Here is a 12,660-nt window from a genome sequence, read left to right on the forward strand (position 1 = left end):
TCGCGCTTGCTAGTTGGGTGTTCGCGGCCCGTAACGGTCGATGTATGCCTGATGGATGTGGGCGTCGCGTTTCCGGGCGCGCTCGTCGACGAGCGCGGGATCCAGGCCGTGCACACGCAGCATGTGCTGGCGCCATATCTTGTTGAGCGCATGCGAGAAGTAGACGAACGGGATGAGGATCGGCAGCGTCATGCTCAGATGGACGTCCAGCGTCGTCGGAATCAGCCAGAATGGCGCGAGCACCAGCACCGCCGGCACCGCGACCCGCAGCATCATCCGGCCGGCGGCACCCTTATCCGTGAGATCCCGGCGCACCCAATCGCGCATCGAGTCGGGCAGCCGCTTGCCGTAGCAGTAGCGGATGTATTCCAGCGCATTCGGTTTGGTGCGTACGTCGCTCATCGGTCTACAGCGTCGCTTTCAGTGATGGGATCACCAGCCCGGCCAGACCGCGCAGGAGCCCCTTGAACATGTCGTAAGCATCAACGTAATCGCGCCACAGCGTAATCCGTCCATCGCGCACCTCGAAGATGCCGCAGGCCCAGAACTGAATTCGCAGCGGTCCGAAGATCAGCGCGTCGGTGCGTTCGGTGAGCACTGCGGCGCCGTCGGCGGATATGCGGTGAATCTTGACCTCGAAGCCGATCCGGCCCTGCATCCTGCGCAGCAGCGCCGCCGTTCGCCGGCCACCCCGGATCCTGGAATATCCGACGTTCTCGTACACGAGATTGTCGTCGAATAACGCATCGATGGTGTCGAAGTCCTCGTCCTGCAGGGCATTGAGGAAGCCCTCGACCGTGCGGATGTTGTCGGTGCCTGCCTGTTGGGTCAGCTCGGTCATGCCTGCCAGCCTACGTACAGCGCTGTGGCAGGGTAAGGCGGATGCGTGTCGCCGTGGTTGCCGGGCCGGACCCCGGCCACTCGTTTCCCGCGATCGCACTGTGCCAGCGCTTCTGTGCAGCCGGCGATACGCCGACGTTGCTCACCGGGGTGGAATGGCTGGAAGCGGCCCGGGCCGCCGGTGTGGATGCGGTGGAGCTGGATGGCCTGGTGGCGACCGACCAGGATCTGGACGCCGGAGCCCGGATCCACCGTCGCGCGGCGCGGATGGCGGTGCTCAATGTGCCGGCGCTGCGCGAATTAGCGCCAGATCTGGTGGTTTCCGATGTGATCACCGCCGGCGGCGGCATGGCTGCCGAGCTGCTCGGAATCCCGTGGATTGAACTCAATCCCCATCCGCTGTACCTGCCGTCGAAGGGGCTGCCGCCGATCGGCAGTGGACTGGCGCCGGGCACAGGCTTTCGCGGCAAGCTGCGCGACACCGTGATGCGCGGCCTGACGGCGCGGTCTTGGCGTGCGGGTCTGCGACAACGCGCGGACGCGCGGACCGAGATCGGATTATCAGCCCGCGACCCCGGGCCGCTGCGGCGGCTGATCGCTACGCTGCCCGCGCTGGAGGTGCCACGGCCGGACTGGCCGGACGAGGCCGTCGTGGTGGGCCCGCTGCACTTCGAGCCGACCGACCGCGTCTTGGAGATCCCGCCTGGCCCAGGGCCGGTGGTGGTCGTCGCGCCGTCCACGGCCCACACCGGGACCGCCGGCCTGACCGAGCTCGCGCTTCAGAGCCTCACTCCAGGGGACACGCTGCCGGCGGGATCGCGTCTGGTGGTTTCGCGGCTGGGCGGAGCGGAGCTGACGGTGCCGCCTTGGGCCGTGGTTGGGCTGGGCCGTCAGGCCGAGCTGTTGACGCACGCTGACGTGGTGATCTGCGGTGGCGGACATGGGATGGTGGCCAAGACGCTGCTCGCGGGTGTGCCATTGGTCGTGGTTCCCGGCGGCGGGGATCAATGGGAGATGGCCAACCGGGTGGTGCGCCAGGGGAGTGCGCGGTTGATCCGTCCGCTGACTGCCGGGGCGCTGGTGTCCTCGGTTTGCGAGGTGCTGTCGTCGCCGACGTACCGCGAGGCGGCGCAGCGAGCGGCGGCCAGCATCGCCGGTGTCGCCGACCCGGTGCGGGTGTGTCACGAAGCGCTGGCGTTAGCGGGCTAGCCGGCTGGGTATGTTGGCTGGCGTGCGGCTGACGGAGTTCAACGAGCGGGTGGTTCTGCGGTTCGGCGCCGCGTATGGCTCATCGGTACTGGTCGATCACGTGCTGAGCGGCTTTGGCGGCCGCACCGCCGCCCAGGCGATCGAGGCGGGTGTCGACCCCCGCGATGTCTGGCACGCGCTGTGCGCCGACTTCGACGTTCCCCGCGACCAGTGGTGAGGTGCGCGCGCATCGTGTGGGTAACCAGGGCGGCCGGCTGTGCTGTGTTGCAACCCTGAAGGCACATTCGAAGCCAACGATTCACACTAGAGCGGGCAGTCGCCGCAGGTGCCCGCGCCGGGGATGCGGTAAAGAAGGCAGCAGCTGCGACGCGTGTAGTCCAGATTTGAACCGCTGAGCACGCCGGTGCCGGCCAGAGCGCCGGTACTCAAGAGGTTATTGGTGGTTTCGACGACTTGCTCGCGCAAGTCGGGTCGCGCCGCAAGCAGCATTCGGGCCGTTCCGACAAGCGCCGACGCGATATTGCCGGAGAGCAGGCCGGGCGCCAGTTTGACGCGCAGTCCAGCCGCCAGTGGGTCCATGTGGTCTTCAATGACGACGCGATACAAAAGTTCGGACGAAGGGGAGACGGGTTTTCCGACGGGTTCAGGCAGGCGCAGCCGGGCTCCGTCGTCGGCGCGCTGCAGGTAGGTCAGATCAGGTATAACGCCGTAACCCAGGGCGCTGGCGAGAACCGGCGACCACAGTCGAGCGGCATGGCCGAGGTGTACCAGTGAGGCGCCGATTCGCCGCTCCGTCGTGCGGTACCGCTCGACGGTGGCGTCGATGAGATCGGTAAACCCCTTGCGATAAGACTGGTCGACGGGATGCCAGCCGGTCGCCTCCCCGCCAACGGCTAGCGCGAAAAAGCCTCCATAAGAGGCGATTTCGGAGAGTTCTAGGGAGATGTCACGGTGTTCTTGGATAGCTGATATTGCCACATCCGCGGCGTGTCGAACTTGAGTCGAACAGATGTTCGGCTACTGTGGGAAGCGTCCGGACAAACTTGTCGGACCCCGCGCCTAGTGTCACGAGCAACCGACCGACAACGGTCATCAACACCGACTACAGGAGAGGCACCATGTCGCAAGCCCCGGACCGTGAGAAGGCTCTTGAACTGGCAATGGCCCAGATCGAGAAGAGTTACGGCAAAGGATCGGTGATGCGCCTCGGTGACGAGGTGCGTCAACCCATTTCGGTCATTCCGACCGGATCCATCGCGCTGGATGTTGCCCTGGGCATCGGTGGTCTGCCGCGTGGCCGGGTCATCGAGATCTACGGCCCGGAATCCTCAGGTAAGACCACCGTGGCGCTGCATGCGGTGGCTAACGCCCAGGCCGCGGGCGGTGTCGCGGCGTTCATCGACGCCGAGCATGCGCTGGACCCCGAATACGCCAAAAGGCTCGGCGTCGACACCGATTCGCTGTTGGTCAGTCAGCCGGACACCGGTGAACAGGCGCTTGAGATCGCCGACATGTTGATCCGCTCGGGCGCGCTCGACATCGTGGTCATCGACTCGGTGGCCGCATTGGTGCCACGCGCGGAACTCGAAGGCGAGATGGGGGACAGCCATGTCGGGCTGCAGGCCCGGCTGATGAGCCAGGCGCTGCGGAAAATGACTGGTGCGCTGAACAATTCGGGCACCACGGCGATCTTCATTAACCAGCTCCGCGACAAGATCGGTGTGATGTTCGGCTCGCCGGAAACGACAACAGGTGGAAAGGCGCTGAAGTTCTACGCATCGGTGCGCATGGATGTGCGGCGGATCGAGACGCTCAAAGACGGCACCAATGCGGTCGGCAACCGCACCCGGGTCAAGATCGTCAAGAACAAGGTGTCGCCGCCGTTCAAGCAGGCCGAGTTCGACATTCTCTACGGCAAAGGCATCAGTCGTGAGGGCTCGCTGATCGATATGGGTGTGGATCAGGGCTTCATCCGTAAGTCCGGTGCCTGGTTCACCTACGAGGGCGAGCAGCTCGGCCAGGGCAAGGAGAACGCACGCAACTTCTTGATGGAGAACGCCGATGTGGCCAACGAGATCGAGAAAAAGATCAAGGAAAAACTCGGCATTGGTGCGGTGGTAACCGATGACGGCGTCCTGCCCGCCCCCGTCGACTTCTGAGCCGTCCCGCGACGAGCAGGCGCGGGCGTTATGCCTGCGCCTGCTCACCGCGAGATCGAGGACCCGAGCCGAATTAGCAGCTCAACTCGCAAAACGTGGATACCCCGACGACATCAGGAATCGGGTGCTCGATCGGCTCGCGGCCGTCGGCTTGGTTGACGACACCGACTTCGCCGAACAGTGGGTGTCCTCGCGACGGGCAAACGCTGGCAAGAGCAAACGCGCGCTGGCTGCTGAATTGCACACCAAAGGCGTCGACGACGAGGTGATCACCGCGGTGCTGGGCGGGATCGACGCTGGGGCTGAGCGGGCACGAGCTGAGCAGCTGGTACGGGTCAGACTGCGACGGGAGGCACTGGGCGACGAAGCGAAGGTAAGCCGGCGGCTGGTGGCGATGCTGGCGCGGCGCGGGTACAGCCAGAATGTGGCCTGTGAGGTAGTGATTGCCGAGCTGGCCGCCGAACGGGAGCGGCGACGGGTCTGACTAGCTGCGATGGTGGCGACCCGCGGCCCGCGGCTCCGCCGCGCTTGCGATCGCCACTAGCTGCGGATTAATCGACTGCCCCAGGTCAGCCGTACCATGGGCCCGTGACTTCGACGGTGACCCAAGACTCTGCCGCCCCGGCGGCGTCGGCTTTGGGGCGCACCTATCAAGTTCGCACCTACGGCTGCCAGATGAACGTCCACGACTCCGAGCGGCTCGCCGGCCTACTGGAAGCCGCCGGCTATCAGCGGGCCGCTGACGGCACCGACGCAGATGTGGTGGTCTTCAACACCTGCGCCGTCCGAGAGAACGCCGACAACAAGCTGTACGGCAACCTGAGTCATCTGGCTCCGCGCAAACGCAGCAATCCCGAGATGCAAATCGCCGTCGGCGGTTGCCTGGCACAGAAAGACCGCGAGGCAGTGCTGCACAGGGCGCCATGGGTCGATGTTGTCTTCGGCACCCACAACATCGGCTCGCTGCCCACGCTGCTCGACCGGGCCCGGCACAACAAGGCTGCCCAGGTGGAAATCGCTGAAGCGCTGCAGCAGTTTCCGTCGTCGCTGCCGAGTGCGCGTGAATCTGCCTATGCCGCTTGGGTTTCCATTTCGGTTGGCTGCAACAACAGCTGCACCTTTTGCATAGTGCCGTCGCTGCGCGGTAAAGAGGTCGACCGCTGTCCGGACGACATCCTCGACGAAGTGCGGTCATTGGTGAACGAAGGGGTACTCGAGGTCACCCTGCTCGGCCAGAACGTCAACGCCTACGGCGTGTCATTCGCCGACCCCGCATTGCCGCGCGACCGGGGCGCGTTCGCCGAGCTGCTACGAGCCTGCGGACGCATAGACGGGCTGGAGCGCGTCCGATTCACCTCGCCACACCCGGCGGAGTTCACCGACGACGTCATCGAGGCGATGGCGCAGACGCCCAACGTCTGCCCGGCCCTGCACATGCCGCTGCAGTCCGGATCGGACCGGGTGCTGCGCGCAATGCGACGGTCCTACCGAGCCGAGCGGTATCTCGGCATTATCGACCGGGTGCGGGCGGCTATGCCGCACGCCGCCATCACCACCGATCTGATCGTGGGATTTCCCGGTGAGACCGAGGAGGACTTCTCGGCGACCCTGGACGTGGTGGCGCAGGCCCGGTTCGCGGCCGCGTTCACCTTCCAATACTCCCAGCGCCCGGGCACGCCGGCGGCCATACTCGACGGGCAACTGCCGAAAGCTGTTGTGCAGGAACGCTATGAACGATTGATCGAGTTGCAGGAGCGGATCTCGCTGGAGGCCAACAGAGCCGTCGTCGGGCAGGCAGTCGAACTGCTCGTCGCCACCGGCGAAGGACGCAAGGACACTCGCTCCGCACGCATGAGCGGGCGGGCCCGCGACGGCCGACTGGTCCACTTCGCCGCTGACCAGAAGGTGCGTCCCGGCGATATCATCACGGTGGCGGTCACCGACGCCGCGCCACACCATCTCATTGCCGACGCCGGCATCCTGACCCACCGCCGCACCCGAGCTGGCGACGCGTACGCGGCCGGGCAGCGACCGCGAGGTGTCGGTCTGGGCATGCCCGGCGTCGGACAGCCCGTCAACACCGCCGGAGGATGTACATGATGAGCAACGACCACGACACCGAACACATCGCCGCCCTGCGCGGCGAAATTGAGGCCGCCGAGCGCCGCGTGGCGCGTGAGATCGACCCCGGCGCAAGGGCTCTCGTCGTCGCAATCCTGGTATTTGTGCTGCTGGGATCGTTTGTGTTGCCGCACACCGGAAGCGTGCGCGGGTGGGACGTGCTGTTCGGCACCCATGGTGCGGCCGCGGCCGCGGTGGCGCTGCCCTCGCGGGTCTTCGAGTGGCTGGCGCTGCTGTTCGGCGTTGGCTTCTCGATGCTGGCGCTGACGACTCGGCGCTGGGCGGTGGCCTGGGTAGCGCTGGCGGGTTCGGCGCTGGCCAGCGCTACCGGATTGTTAGCAGTGTGGTCGCGCCAAACGGTCGCGGTGGGTCATCCTGGCCCGGGCTTCGGCCTAATCGTGTCGTGGATCACCGTGATGGTGCTGACCTTTCACTGGGCGCGGGTGGTCTGGCAGCGCACCATCGTGCAGCTGGCGGCCGAGGAGCAGCGCCGGCGAATCGTCGCGCAGCAACAGTCGATGACGCTGCTGGACGGCCTGCCTACCACCGACGACAACGGCGGCCGCTAAGACCGGCGAGTCAGCGCGTCGGCGGCAGCTTCGGCCCACTGTCGCCACTGTTCTGCGTTAGCCCTGGCCTCCTCTGCCTCTTTGGTCCGGCCGGCCGCGGCCGCCTTGGCGGCCTGTTGTTCGAATTGCTCGGCGCGGGTGCGGAATTGTTCGGCGCGGGCCTGGGCCTGCGGATCGGACCAATCCGACTCACCGGCATCGCGGACCTTCTTCTCAATCGCGCGCAGCCGCCGTTCCAAGTCGGCCGATCTTTCCCTGGGGACCTTGCCGATCGCGTCCCACTTATCAGCAATCGACCGCAGCGCAGCTCTGGCTGCGTCGTGATTGCTGGTGTCGAGCTTTTCCGCCTCGGCAAGTAGCGCCTCTTTGGCGGCGGCGTTGGCCCGCAACTCGGCGTCCTTCTCCGCTGTGGCGGCGTTACGAGCCGTGAAGAACACATCCTGCGCGGCCTTGAATCGGCGCCACAGGGCGTCGTCGACATCTCTGCTCGCGCGGCCAGCCGCCTTCCATTCGGTCAGGAGTTTGCGGAATTCCGCGCTGGTGGCGGTCCAGTCGGTCGAATCGGACAGCTCTTCGGCCCGCCGGCAAAGCCGTTCCTTGGACTGCCGGACGCCCGATCGCTCGCGGTCCAAATCGGCGAAGTGAGATCCGCGCCGCCGGTTGAAGGTGTCCCGGGCCGCTGAATAGCGCTTCCACAGTGCGTCGTCGACCTTGCGATCCAGACCGCTGATCGTCTTCCACTCATCCAGGATTGCCCGAAGCCGGTCACCGGCCGTCTTCCATTGGGTCGAGTCGGCGGCCAGCTCCTCGGCCTCGACGGCCAGCGCTTCCTTGCGTGCAGTCTGGGCGGCTCGATGCTCTTCGCGTTTGGAGCGATCCGCTGCCGCAATGGCATCGGCGTGGTCACACAAGCCGCTCAACCGGGCGGCCAGCGAGTCGACATCGCCCAGCACGCACGCCGTCGGCAGCGTTTCGGCCAGTGCCAGAGCATTGGCCTTGATCTTGCGGGCATCGCCGGTCCCGGAAGCCAGCCGCTCTTCCATCAGGGTGATCTCGGTGCTGAGGTCGTCGAATCGGCGGCCGAAATGCGCGAACGCGGCTTCGGGGTCGCCAGCTTGCCAGGAGCCGATGACGCGCTCGCCGGCCGAACTGATCAGCCACACCGTGCCGTCGTGGTCGACGCGTCCGAACCGGTGCGGATCGCTGACCCGGGGCGCTGCGACCGGATGGGCGGAGGGGCGTGGCACCGGCCGCGGACCGGGACGCGGTCCCGGGCGTGGGATGGGCCCTGATACGGGCCCCGCAGCGGGCCCAGGCTCTGCAGCGGGCCCAGGCTCTGGAGCGGGCCCAGGCTCTGCAGCGGGCACTGGCTCTGGAGCGGGCACTGGCTCTGGAGCGGGCACTGACTCTGACGCGGGCCCTGACTCTGAGGCGGGCCCTGACACCGGCCCCTGCACTGGCCCGGATGAGTCGCTGCTGTTGGTCTGGTCAGCCGTCATGCGCTCGTCACCTACCCTTCGCGCGGCGATATCCCGCGCCCCTGCCGCGCGAAGCGGCACCTATGGATTGGCCGGACCCGTCCCGCTATCGGTCCGCCAACCGGCTCCAACAGTATTCAAGCAGCTAGCAGGTTCCCGTGCTGCTACCTTCGCCGCTTCGATGGCTTCAGAGACTGCGTGCGCTATCGCCGGTGCATTTTTCGGCTGCGGATCCGACGGCAAAGCGCGACACCGCGGGCGAAGCAAACTTTTCTAGCAGAAACGCCCGTAGTGATGCTGAACCAGCGCACACGAGTCATTATTGAACAACTGCTTAACTCGAGGTTTACCCGACTACGCCCGGTGGGCGGTCGGAGGAAGATCAGCTATGGCCAAAGTTGAGGTCGCGACGTTGCTCGCACTGGGCGCAGCGCTGATGGCCGGCATTGGATATGTGGTCTTACAGCGGTCCGCCCAGCAAGTCACCACCGAAGCGGTCGGACACTTCACGTTGTTCCATCTCTCCCTGCGGCATCTGCAGTGGTGGCTGGGCAGCCTGGCGGCGCTGTTCAGCTTCACGCTGCAGGCCATCGCTCTGACGATGGGCTCGGTAGTGCTGGTCCAGTCGCTGCAGGCCACGGCGCTGCTGTTTGCGCTGCCGATAGATGCTCGCCTCACCCACCACCGGTGTACGGCCAGGGAATGGATGTGGGCGGTATTGCTGGCCGGCGCGGTCGCGACGATCGTGATGGCCGGCGATCCATCGGCCGGCCACGCGCGGGCCCCCTGGCCGGCATGGGCCGTGGTCGCCGCGGTGATGGTTCCGCTGCTGGTCGTCTGTGTTGTCGCGGCGCGGTTCGCTTCGGGTCCCTTGTCCGCGGTGCTGTTGGCACTTGCGTCAGCCGCCGCGCTTGCGGTGTTCACGGTGCTGACCAAGGGAGTGATGGCTGAGTTCGGAACGGGCTTCGCGACACTGTTTCGGGCGCCGGAGTTTTACGCCTGGGTCGTGGTGCTGCCGATCGGGCTGATGCTGCAGCAATCGTCGTTGCGGGCTGGGGCGCTGACGGCCTCGTTGCCGACGATAACGGTGGCCAGGCCGGTGATTGCGTCGCTGCTCGGCGTCACGCTGCTTGGCGAGGTTGTGCACGCCGGTGAGGGACAGGTGTTGACGCTGGCCGCCGCGGTGATAGTCGTCGTCGCCGCGACCGTGGCGCTGGCGCGCGACGAGGCCGCGATGATGGCCCCGCCTCCCGACGGCCGAAGTCACCGGCCCGCTCGCGGTGTCTTAGCTGAACCTGCCGCCTAACGCGCTGGTGCGGTAACGAATCGGGATCACCGCCGGGCCGGGCGAGCGGGAACCGCCGGCTGCCCGGTACTGTGGCGGAACAGGTTCAATCGGGGGGTTGGGCACTCGGAGGCTATGCGTCGGCCGGTCGTTGGTGGCGTGCCGTTTTGGGCCCAGGCTTCCCACAGCTATTACATAGCTCGTTACAGGTGCCGCATAGGTTGGTGGGGAAATATCTATCGAGACCGTACGCAGCGCCATAAAGTGGTCGGTGAACTGCCGGCGAATAATTGGTGCATAGACAGCTGCAGCGGGGGAACGCTGGCGGGACGCAGGGAATCGAGGGTCGCCAATGTCGAAGGTTGAAATCGCCGCGATAATCGCCCTATTCGCGGCACTGGCATCCGCGATCGGCGACGTGATACGGCAACGCTCCGCGCATGAGATCACCGACAAGCCGGTGGGTCACCTCACCCTGTTCGGCATGTCGCTGCGCGACATGCGGTGGTGGATGGGCGGCGTCATGGCCGTTGTCAATTACAGCTTGCAGGCCTGCGCGCTGGCGTGGGCGTCGGTGATGCTGGTGACTTCACTACAGGTGACGGCGCTGCTCTTCGCGCTGCCGATCTACGCCAGGTTCGCCCATCACCGCATCACACGCTGGGAGTGGATGTGGGCCGTGGTGCTGGCCGGGGCTTTGGCCGTGGTCATCATCGTCGGCGACCCGACAGCCGGCCACCAGCGCGCGTCACTGAACACCTGGCTGATCGTGGCCGTGGTGATGGGTCCGGCATTGGTGTTGTGTGTGGTGGGGGCCAAGGTGTGGGCCGGTCGCCCGGTGGCGGCGGTGCTGTTGGCGATAGTTGCGGGCTCCTCGTTGGCTTTGTTCGCCGTGCTGACCAAGGGAATCGTCGAGGTCGCCGAAGACGGCCTGGGCGCGGCGGTGCGCGCGCCGGAATTCATTCCGTGGATCTTCGCGGCTCTGGCCGGGATGATCTTCCAGCAGTCGGCGTTTCGGGCCGGTGCGCTGACCGCCTCACTGCCGACGATGACGGTGGTGAAGCCCGCGATGGCCACCATTCTCGGGGTAACCGTGCTCGCTGAGTCGCTCCAAGCCGATGGCCCCGAGGCGTTCGTCCTGGTCGCGGCCGTCGTGGTGGTGGTCGCAGCGACGGTGGCACTGGCCCGCGGCGAAGCTGCGACCATAGTCGCCGACACCGGCCAGGACCGGGCCGAAGCCAAGCGCGCAAAGCGGCTCCCGCCACCCTCCTCCGGCGGAGACGTCGGCGGTGCCGCGGAGCCGGTGGTAGCAGGGGACCCGGTGTGGCGGCCGTCCTCGGCTTGATCAGCGGCTGACTGCGTATCGGGGAGACGTTAGTTTGGTGGCGTGTTGAGCGCCATCGCAATCGTTCCGTGTGCGCCGGTGCTCGTCCCCGAACTCACCGGATCCGCCGCAATCGAAATGGCCGAGCTCAGGGCCGCGGTGATCGCCGCGGCTGCCTGTCTGCCCGCCCGCTGGATTGCGATCGGGGTGGGCCACGCTGACGAAGTGGTGGGCGTCGACGGCGTCGGGACCTTCGCGGGATTCGGGGTCGACCTGCGGGTGCGGCTGGCGCCGCAAGCTTCCGGCGGCCCTGACGAGCCGGCCGAACTACCCCTGTGCGCGGTGATCGCCGCGTGGGTGCGCGGGCAGGCCCGGCCAGAAGCCAGCGCAGAGGTTCGCGTGTATGCCGGTGACGACCCCGATGCTGCGCTTGCCCGCGGTCGGCAGCTGCGCGCCGAGATCGACCGGGCGCCAGACCCGACCGGTGTCTTGATCGTGGCCGACGGGGTGAACACCCTGACACCCGCTGCCCCCGGCGGCTACGACCCGGCCAGCTCCGGTGCCCAGGCGGCCCTCGACGGCGCGCTGGCCAGCGGCGACGTCGCCGCATTGACCCAGCTTTCCCGACCAGTCCTCGGCCGGATGGCATTCCAGGTGCTTGCCGGCCTCACCGAACCCGGGCCCCGGTCGGCCAAAGAGCTTTATCGCGGAGCGCCGTACGGCGTGGGCTACTTCGCTGGTGTCTGGCAACCGTGAGACCCCTGGCGATCATCGGCCCGACGGGCACGGGCAAGTCGCAACTGGCTCTCGACGTGGCCGAACGGCTAGACATCACCGCTGAAATCGTCAACGCCGACGCAATGCAGCTCTATCGCGGCATGGACATCGGAACGGCGAAGCTGCCCGTCCACCAGCGGCGCGGCATCCCGCATCACCAGCTCGACGTGCTCGACGTCACCGAAACCGCGACAGTCGCTCGCTATCAGCAGGCCGCGGCCGCCGATATCGAGGCGATCATGGACAGGGGAGCGGTGCCGCTGGTGGTGGGCGGTTCCATGCTCTACATCCAATCGCTGCTCGACGACTGGACTTTTCCCGCGACCGACCCGGCTGTGCGCGCCAAATGGGAGCAGCGGCTCGCCGAGATCGGTGTGGGCGAGCTGCACGCCGAACTGGCTCGCCGCGACCCGGCCGCGGCTGCCACGATCCTGCCCACCGACGGCCGGCGCACGGTGCGGGCACTCGAGGTGGTCGAGCTCACCGGCCAGCCGTTCGCGGCGTCGGCACCGCGCATCGGCGCCGCGCGATGGAGCACGGCAATCGTCGGACTGGACTGTGACACATCGATTCTCGACGAGAGGCTGGCTCGGCGCACCGAGCTGATGTTCGATGCCGGCCTGGTCGCGGAAGTACGGACCCTGCTCGGGCAGGGCTTGCGCGAGGGCGTGACGGCGTCGCGCGCCCTGGGCTACGCCCAGGTGCTCGAGGCACTGGATGCCGGCGGGGGCCCGGACCAGCTGTGCCGGGCGCAGGAACAGACCTTCGTGGGTACCCGCCGCTATGTGCGCCGGCAACGCTCGTGGTTTCGCCGCGACCATCGGGTGCACTGGCTCGACGCCGGAACCGACAGCCTCGTCGAGGACGCAGTGCTGGCGTGGCGCCAAGTACCCTGACG

Annotated in this window: 14 protein-coding genes; 10 read left to right on the top strand and 4 right to left on the bottom strand. The window is 66.9% G+C overall.

The genetic code is table 11. The features are described 5' to 3' along the window. Positions 1–9: 9 nt before the first annotated feature. Positions 10–402, bottom strand: coding sequence for a DUF5313 domain-containing protein (locus AWC27_RS29230; protein WP_085674394.1), 393 nt, complete (start codon positions 400–402; stop codon positions 10–12). A gap of 4 nt (positions 403–406) precedes the next feature. Next, positions 407–841, bottom strand: a complete 435-nt coding sequence (locus AWC27_RS29235) for a limonene-1,2-epoxide hydrolase (protein WP_085674396.1) — start codon at positions 839–841, stop codon at positions 407–409. 41 nt (positions 842–882) lie between these two features. Here AWC27_RS29235 and AWC27_RS29240 point away from each other — a divergent pair, with 41 nt between their 5' ends. Both AWC27_RS29240 and AWC27_RS29245 read left to right on the top strand, forming a co-directional pair. Then, positions 883–2,049 carry a glycosyltransferase gene (locus tag AWC27_RS29240; RefSeq protein WP_085674398.1) on the top strand — a complete coding sequence of 389 codons (1,167 nt, stop codon included), beginning with the start codon at positions 883–885 and terminating at the stop codon, positions 2,047–2,049. A 22-nt stretch (positions 2,050–2,071) separates the two neighbouring features. Continuing rightward, on the top strand, positions 2,072–2,266 hold the full coding sequence (locus AWC27_RS29245; protein ID WP_425437535.1) for a DUF3046 domain-containing protein: 195 nt from the start codon (positions 2,072–2,074) through the stop codon (positions 2,264–2,266). A gap of 86 nt (positions 2,267–2,352) precedes the next feature. Here AWC27_RS29245 and AWC27_RS29250 read toward each other — a convergent pair whose 3' ends face one another. After that, positions 2,353–3,027 carry a (2Fe-2S)-binding protein gene (locus tag AWC27_RS29250; protein ID WP_085674402.1) on the bottom strand — a complete coding sequence of 225 codons (675 nt, stop codon included), beginning with the start codon at positions 3,025–3,027 and terminating at the stop codon, positions 2,353–2,355. 140 nt (positions 3,028–3,167) lie between these two features. Here AWC27_RS29250 and recA point away from each other — a divergent pair, with 140 nt between their 5' ends. From recA to AWC27_RS29270, 4 genes are all read left to right on the top strand, one after another. Then, on the top strand, positions 3,168–4,208 hold the full coding sequence (gene recA, locus AWC27_RS29255) for a recombinase RecA (RefSeq protein ID WP_085674404.1): 1,041 nt from the start codon (positions 3,168–3,170) through the stop codon (positions 4,206–4,208). Beyond that, positions 4,174–4,692: a recombination regulator RecX gene (gene recX / locus AWC27_RS29260; protein ID WP_085674406.1), complete on the top strand. Its 519-nt coding sequence runs from the start codon at positions 4,174–4,176 to the stop codon at positions 4,690–4,692. Before recA ends, recX begins: the two co-directional genes overlap by 35 nt. A 104-nt stretch (positions 4,693–4,796) precedes the next feature. Next, on the top strand, positions 4,797–6,308 hold the full coding sequence (gene miaB / locus AWC27_RS29265; protein ID WP_085674408.1) for a tRNA (N6-isopentenyl adenosine(37)-C2)-methylthiotransferase MiaB: 1,512 nt from the start codon (positions 4,797–4,799) through the stop codon (positions 6,306–6,308). Beyond that, positions 6,305–6,898, top strand: coding sequence for an Rv2732c family membrane protein (locus AWC27_RS29270; protein ID WP_139837302.1), 594 nt, complete (start codon positions 6,305–6,307; stop codon positions 6,896–6,898). The genes miaB and AWC27_RS29270 overlap by 4 nt, the downstream gene beginning before the upstream one ends. On the opposite strand, the gene AWC27_RS29275 is transcribed toward AWC27_RS29270, so the two are convergent. Beyond that, the gene (locus tag AWC27_RS29275) at positions 6,895–8,181 is read right to left on the bottom strand and encodes a DUF349 domain-containing protein (RefSeq protein WP_245847592.1); all 1,287 of its coding nucleotides are present in this window, start codon (positions 8,179–8,181) and stop codon (positions 6,895–6,897) included. The genes AWC27_RS29270 and AWC27_RS29275 overlap by 4 nt on opposite strands. 583 nt (positions 8,182–8,764) lie before the next feature. Here AWC27_RS29275 and AWC27_RS29280 point away from each other — a divergent pair. From AWC27_RS29280 to miaA, 4 genes are all read left to right on the top strand, one after another. Further along, positions 8,765–9,682: a DMT family transporter gene (locus AWC27_RS29280; protein ID WP_085674414.1), complete on the top strand. Its 918-nt coding sequence runs from the start codon at positions 8,765–8,767 to the stop codon at positions 9,680–9,682. Between the two features lie 331 nt (positions 9,683–10,013). Then, the gene (locus AWC27_RS29285) at positions 10,014–11,006 is read left to right on the top strand and encodes a DMT family transporter (protein WP_169726892.1); all 993 of its coding nucleotides are present in this window, start codon (positions 10,014–10,016) and stop codon (positions 11,004–11,006) included. A gap of 42 nt (positions 11,007–11,048) precedes the next feature. Next, positions 11,049–11,741 carry a class III extradiol ring-cleavage dioxygenase family protein gene (locus AWC27_RS29290; RefSeq protein ID WP_085674416.1) on the top strand — a complete coding sequence of 231 codons (693 nt, stop codon included), beginning with the start codon at positions 11,049–11,051 and terminating at the stop codon, positions 11,739–11,741. Further along, positions 11,738–12,658, top strand: a complete 921-nt coding sequence (gene miaA, locus AWC27_RS29295) for a tRNA (adenosine(37)-N6)-dimethylallyltransferase MiaA (protein ID WP_085674418.1) — start codon at positions 11,738–11,740, stop codon at positions 12,656–12,658. The genes AWC27_RS29290 and miaA overlap by 4 nt, the downstream gene beginning before the upstream one ends. The last annotated feature ends 2 nt before the right edge of the window (positions 12,659–12,660 follow it).

Origin of the sequence: Mycobacterium szulgai (assembly GCF_002116635.1) — a bacterium.
Classification (GTDB): Bacteria; Actinomycetota; Actinomycetes; order Mycobacteriales; family Mycobacteriaceae; genus Mycobacterium; species Mycobacterium szulgai.